Raw genomic sequence first — 4,922 nt, 5'->3', positions numbered from 1 at the left:
TGGCGTCCCCCGGGGGGGGGGCGCCGTGAGGGCCCCATGCGGGGCGGGGGAGAGGGGGCGTGGAAAGCCACCCCGGGGACCTCCTCCTGGGCCCCGCTTCACACGCGTGCGGGGCTCAGCGCTCGACGAGCCTGTCGTACTGCGTCGTGGTGTGGCGCAGGTGCGCGACCAGCTCGTCGCCGACCCTCGGCTCCTGGGCGTCGGACGGCACGAACAGGATCGACACCTGCATGTGCGGCGGCTCGGCGAACCAGCGCTGCTTGCCGGCCCAGACGAACGGAGAAAGGTTCCGGTTGACGGTGGCGAGACCGGCACGCGCCACGCCCTTGGCGCGCGGCATCACGCCGTGCATCGCCTTGGGGGCCTCCAGGCCGACGCCGTGGGAGGTGCCGCCGGCGACCACGACGAGCCAGCCGTCGGACGCGGCCTTCTGCTGCCGGTAGCCGAAGCGGTCGCCCTTGGCGACGCGGGTGACGTCCAGGACCGAGCCGCGGTACTCCGTGGCCTCGTGGTCGCCCAGCCACAGCCGGGTGCCGATCCGGGCGCGGAAGCGGGTCTGCGGGAACTGCTGCTGGAGCCGGGCCTGCTCGTCGGCCCGCAGATGGCTGACGAACATGGTGTGCAGCGGCAGCCGCGCGGCCCGCAGCCGGTCCATCCAGGAGATGACCTCCTCGACGGCGTCGGTGCCGTCGGTGCGGTCGAGCGGCAGGTGCAGGGCGAAGCCCTCCAGCCGGACGTCCTCGATGGCGGCGTGCAGCTGCGGGAGCTCCTCCTCCTTGATGCCGTGGCGCTTCATCGAGCTCATGCACTCGATGACGACGCGGGCGCCCACGAGGGCGTGCACGCCGTCCACGGAGGACACCGAGCGGATGACGCGGTCGGGCAGCGGCACCGGCTCCTCACCGCGCCGGAACGGCGTGAGGACGAGCAGGTCGCCGCCGAACCAGTCCTTGATCTTGGCGGCCTCGTACGTGGTGCCCACCGCGAGCATGTCGGAGCCGAACCGCGCGGCCTCGTCCGAGAGCCGTTCGTGGCCGAACCCGTAGCCGTTGCCCTTGCAGACCGGCACGAGGCCCGGGAACTGCTCGATCACCGTCTTCTGGTGCGCCCGCCAACGAGCGGTGTCGACATAGAGGGAGAGCGCCATGGCCGGCCCGGAACCTTTCTGGTGGCTGCGGTGTATCAAAGATGTGTACGAGACTACGCAAGCCTCGCGCGCGTCGTCAGCGACGCGACATGTAGATGTCCAGGGCCTTGTGCAGGAGCTTGTTCAGCGGGAAGTCCCACTCGCCGACGTACTCCACCGCCTCGCCGCCCGTGCCGACCTTGAACTGGATCAGACCGAAGAGGTGGTCGGTCTCGTCCAGGGAGTCCGAGATGCCCCGCAGGTCGTAGACGGTGGCGCCCATCGCGTAGGCGTCGCGCAGCATCCGCCACTGCATCGCGTTCGAGGGCCGGACCTCGCGGCCGATGTTGTCGGACGCGCCGTACGAGTACCAGACGTGGCCGCCCACGACGAGCATGGTCGCGGCGGACAGGTTCACCCCGTTGTGGCGCGCGAAGTAGAGCCGCATGCGGTTGGGGTCCTCGTTGTTGAGGACGGTCCACATGCGCTGGAAGTACGAGAGCGGGCGCGGGCGGAACTTGTCGCGGACGGCCGTGATCTCGTAGAGCCGCTGCCACTCGGCCAGGTCCTCGTAGCCGCCCTGGACGACCTCGACGCCGGCCTTCTCGGCCTTCTTGATGTTGCGGCGCCACAGCTGGTTGAAGCCCTTGAGGACGTCGTCGAGCGAGCGGTTGGCGAGCGGCACCTGGAAGACGTAGCGGGGCTGGACGTCGCCGAAGCCGGCGCCCCCGTCCTCGCCCTGCTGCCAGCCCATCTTGCGCAGCCGGTCGGCGACCTCGAAGGCGCGCGGCTCGACGTGGGTGGCCTGGACGTCCTTGAGGCGCTTGACGTCCGGGTCCTGGATGCCCGACTTGATGGCGGCGGCGTCCCAGCGGCGGATCACGACCGGGGGGCCCATCTTCACGGAGAAGGCGCCCTGGTGCTTGAGGTGCGCGAGCATCGGCTGGAGCCAGTCGTCGAGGTTCGGTGCGTACCAGTTGATGACCGGGCCCTCGGGCAGATACGCGAGGTAGCGCTTGATCTTCGGCAGCTGGCGGTAGAGCACCAGGCCGGCGCCGACCAGCTCGCCGGACTTGTCGAACCAGCCGAGGTTCTCCGAGCGCCACTCGGTTTTCACGTCCGCCCACGCCGGGACCTGGCAGTGGCTCGCCGCGGGCTGGCTCTGGATGAATGCCAGATGCTGCTCACGACTGATGGTCCTCAGGGTCAGGCTCATGCGGGGCGCTCCTCGGCAGGTGTGTCCCCATCGGTTCAGGGGCTCCGGCTCTCGCGCCGAAGCCTACTGCGACCAGGGAGCGCCCCGAATGGCCGTGTGGGGCCTTCGGCGCCGGTGAAAGGGCTCGTCTAGTTGATCACGCCGGTGAAGAGCCCGCCGTGGGCCATGCCGAGGTAGAAGCCCACGCCGGCGAGGCCGAGCCCGATGATCAGCAGGAAGCGTTCACGCGTTGTGGCGGAGATGAACTGGCCGTAGCCCCCGCTGAGGATGCCGACCAGTCCCGTCCAGGAGGCCAGCAGGTGGAGGTTGTCGAAGAAACCCGTCACGAAGGAGAGGAGACCGAGCACGAGGGTGACGGCGACCAGGGTGTCCTGGAGCGGGTGGGGCTTGCCGTCCGTGGCGAAGAGGGAGTGACCGGGGTCGGGTCGCATTGCCTGTGCCATGGGGCACCTCCTGGAGTGCCGTCCGGAGGGCGGCGCCATTGTGACGCCGCCCACATCCGTTGTGTACAGGTTGCGTCCCCTCGTCGCCGGATTTCAACCGCAGGGGGCTGTGCGGGTACTCTGTACGGTCTGCACCGGTGTCTGCCCAGGGTCCGTCCAGGACCGCGACAGCGCCTCCTCGCTCGCCGAGGAGGGACTGTCAGTGGCGGCGGATACCGTTGCTCACGCATCACGACCCTCCTGCCACGGAACGACCGTGGCCGCTGAGTCCAAAGGAGGTGGGTTCCACATGCGTCACTACGAGGTGATGGTCATCCTCGACCCCGATCTCGAGGAGCGCGCTGTCTCCCCGCTGATCGAGAACTTCCTCTCCGTCGTCCGTGAGGGCAACGGAAAGGTCGAGAAGGTCGACACCTGGGGCCGTCGTCGTCTCGCCTACGAGATCAAGAAGAAGCCCGAGGGCATCTACTCGGTCATCGACCTGCAGGCCGAGCCTGCGGTCGTCAAGGAGCTCGACCGCCAGATGAACCTGAACGAGTCGGTCCTCCGGACCAAGGTCCTCCGCCCCGAGACCCACTGAGCTTTCGCTCGCAGGGACTCGGGTCCGAGTAGCAGTTAGCAGCCAGAAGCAATCCCGCCGAGAGGTTCACCCATGGCAGGCGAGACCGTCATCACGGTCGTCGGCAATCTTGTCGAAGACCCCGAGCTGCGCTTCACCCCGTCCGGTGCGGCGGTCGCGAAGTTCCGCATCGCGTCCACTCCCCGCACCTTCGACCGTCAGACCAACGAGTGGAAGGACGGCGAAAGCCTCTTCCTGACCTGCTCGGTCTGGCGTCAGGCGGCGGAGAACGTCGCCGAGTCGCTTCAGAAGGGCATGCGCGTCGTCGTGCAGGGCCGTCTGAAGCAGCGGTCCTACGAGGACCGCGAGGGCGTCAAGCGCACGGTCTACGAGCTGGACGTCGAGGAAGTCGGCCCCAGCCTGCGCAATGCCACGGCCAAGGTCACCCGCACCACCGGTCGCGGTGGCCAGGGCGGCTACGGCGGCGGTGGCCAGCAGGGCGGCGGCGGTGGCGGCTGGGGTGGCAACTCCGGCGGTGGCCAGCAGGGCGGCGGAGCTCCCTCCGACGACCCCTGGGCCTCCAGCGCCCCCTCCGGCGGCCAGCAGGGCGGCGGCGGTGGCTGGGGTGGAAACTCCGGCGGCGGCTACTCGGACGAGCCTCCCTTCTAGGGCGCAAGCCCCGGAAGCAGCTCGTACCCCAACTTCTTGATCACACAGGAGAAACACCATGGCGAAGCCGCCTGTGCGCAAGCCTAAGAAGAAGGTCTGCGCGTTCTGCAAGGACAAGGTCGCGTACGTCGACTACAAGGACACGAACATGCTGCGGAAGTTCATTTCCGACCGCGGCAAGATCCGTGCCCGTCGCGTGACCGGCAACTGCACGCAGCACCAGCGTGACGTCGCCACGGCCGTCAAGAACAGCCGTGAGATGGCGCTGCTGCCCTACACGTCCACCGCGCGATAAGGGAAGGGTGACCGAACAATGAAGATCATCCTCACCCACGAGGTCTCCGGCCTCGGTGCCGCTGGCGACGTCGTCGACGTCAAGGACGGCTACGCTCGCAACTACCTGGTCCCGCGCGGTTTCGCGATCCGCTGGACCAAGGGTGGCGAGAAGGACGTGGCGCAGATCCGCCGCGCCCGCAAGATCCACGAGATCGCGACCATCGAGCAGGCCAACGAGATCAAGGCTCAGCTCGAGGGCACGAAGGTGCGCCTGGCCGTTCGCTCCGGCGACGCCGGCCGTCTCTTCGGCTCCGTGACCCCGGCCGACATCGCTGCCGCGATCAAGACCGCGGGTGGCCCGGACGTCGACAAGCGTCGCGTCGAGCTCGGTTCGCCGATCAAGACCCTGGGCTCGCACCAGGTGTCCGTGCGTCTGCACCCCGAGGTTGCCGCGAAGCTCGGCGTCGAGGTCGTCGCCGCGTAACGCTGCCCCTGGCAGTTCGCGCTCAGCAGTACGGAAGGGGGGCAACCCCCCGGGGGGGGGCCCTCCGCCGTTTCCCATGAAAAAATCCACGAGGGGAGCCAGGGGCAACCCCACAGCCAAGGAGCCCCCAGAAACACAACCTCACCCCC

At 68.6% G+C, this 4,922-nt stretch carries 7 protein-coding genes; 4 read left to right on the top strand and 3 right to left on the bottom strand.

From position 1 onward, the window contains the following. Positions 1-115: 115 nt before the first annotated feature. The 3 genes from ACFWJO_RS19965 to ACFWJO_RS19955 form a co-directional block, all read right to left on the bottom strand. Positions 116-1,147, bottom strand: a complete 1,032-nt coding sequence (locus ACFWJO_RS19965) for an alanine racemase (protein WP_384407655.1) — start codon at positions 1,145-1,147, stop codon at positions 116-118. Between the two features lie 76 nt (positions 1,148-1,223). Continuing rightward, positions 1,224-2,342 carry a lipid II:glycine glycyltransferase FemX gene (locus tag ACFWJO_RS19960; RefSeq protein WP_384407653.1) on the bottom strand — a complete coding sequence of 373 codons (1,119 nt, stop codon included), beginning with the start codon at positions 2,340-2,342 and terminating at the stop codon, positions 1,224-1,226. Positions 2,343-2,470: 128 nt separating this feature from the next. Continuing rightward, positions 2,471-2,785 carry a hypothetical protein gene (locus ACFWJO_RS19955; RefSeq protein ID WP_386866831.1) on the bottom strand — a complete coding sequence of 105 codons (315 nt, stop codon included), beginning with the start codon at positions 2,783-2,785 and terminating at the stop codon, positions 2,471-2,473. 289 nt (positions 2,786-3,074) lie between these two features. Here ACFWJO_RS19955 and rpsF point away from each other — a divergent pair, with 289 nt between their 5' ends. From rpsF to rplI, 4 genes are all read left to right on the top strand, one after another. Beyond that, on the top strand, positions 3,075-3,365 hold the full coding sequence (gene rpsF / locus ACFWJO_RS19950) for a 30S ribosomal protein S6 (protein WP_004950685.1): 291 nt from the start codon (positions 3,075-3,077) through the stop codon (positions 3,363-3,365). A 72-nt stretch (positions 3,366-3,437) separates the two neighbouring features. Further along, the gene (locus ACFWJO_RS19945) at positions 3,438-4,013 is read left to right on the top strand and encodes a single-stranded DNA-binding protein (RefSeq protein ID WP_386866829.1); all 576 of its coding nucleotides are present in this window, start codon (positions 3,438-3,440) and stop codon (positions 4,011-4,013) included. A gap of 58 nt (positions 4,014-4,071) precedes the next feature. Continuing rightward, a complete protein-coding gene (gene rpsR / locus ACFWJO_RS19940) occupies positions 4,072-4,308 on the top strand; it encodes a 30S ribosomal protein S18 (protein ID WP_128983236.1) in 237 nt (78 codons plus the stop codon). 18 nt (positions 4,309-4,326) lie between these two features. Beyond that, positions 4,327-4,773: a 50S ribosomal protein L9 gene (rplI, locus tag ACFWJO_RS19935; protein ID WP_365343988.1), complete on the top strand. Its 447-nt coding sequence runs from the start codon at positions 4,327-4,329 to the stop codon at positions 4,771-4,773. Positions 4,774-4,922 lie beyond the last annotated feature (149 nt).

This window comes from Streptomyces sp. NPDC127092, assembly GCF_042722475.1.
Classification (GTDB): Bacteria; Actinomycetota; Actinomycetes; order Streptomycetales; family Streptomycetaceae; genus Streptomyces.
This window is presented reverse-complemented; position numbering and strand designations above follow the sequence as displayed.